The sequence below is a fragment of the Vibrio sp. 2033 genome, from assembly GCF_033339735.1.
Genome location: NZ_JAWOVC010000354.1, coordinates 1 through 700, shown reverse-complemented (window position 1 = coordinate 700; position 700 = coordinate 1). Strand labels below are relative to the sequence as shown.

Here is a 700-nt window from a genome sequence, read left to right as displayed (position 1 = left end):
TTTCAACCTGGTCGATTTCGTCCTGCTCACCGATGATGCGAAGGATCACGTCGATGGAGAACAGGGAGTTGGAAACTCGCTCAAAGCTGCGTTCCATGACGCGCTGAGCTTGGAGGCTGTTTACTTTCAGAACTTGCTTGAAAACAGGGCGAGAGTAGTGGTTGCTGCGGTCGTTGTTTGTGTCCAGTGCTACTTGTGCTTCTGCCATTAGAGATACTCCTAAATTTGAGGTACAGATAAACGCACTGGAAAGGATAAATGCGGTCAATCTGTAACCTGACCTCTCGAAGTGCCCAAAATGGACAGTTACAGCGTTTTCTGTTTAGCAAAGGTGAGCGATATTTGAATCATCTTAGTCGCTCTGCGGCGATAGGTGAGATAGCTGGCCTCCGAAAACAAACAGCATCTAGTCTTATGCCGTATGGCATTACTTAACCCCAAGCCGGGGGCTTCTCCCGGTTTTCGGGTGTTGCCCCTGTTTTTTTACATAGGAGCAACACCATGCACATCATCACTTTCATTGTAGTTCTGCTTGCATCTCTGGGCGCACTGTACGTAGGCGCGAAGGCATTTGCTTTTTCCTTCATCGTTCTCGCTAAAGTGTTCCAGCGTATCGGTTTGTTCCTTTGGAACAAATTCGCAGTTCCTGCAATGCGGTCTGTACAGGCCGTCATCAAAGAACGTGCTGCCAAGGCTGAAC

Annotated in this window: 2 pseudogenes; one reads left to right on the top strand and one right to left on the bottom strand. The window is 48.6% G+C overall.

Annotated elements, in window-relative coordinates:
• Nucleotides 1-208: pseudogene (locus R7P74_RS26560) on the bottom strand (hypothetical protein); the annotation flags it as partial.
• A 293-nt stretch (nucleotides 209-501) separates the two neighbouring features.
• On the opposite strand from R7P74_RS26560, the pseudogene R7P74_RS26555 reads away from it, so the two are divergent.
• A pseudogene (locus tag R7P74_RS26555) lies at nucleotides 502-700 on the top strand (hypothetical protein); the annotation flags it as partial.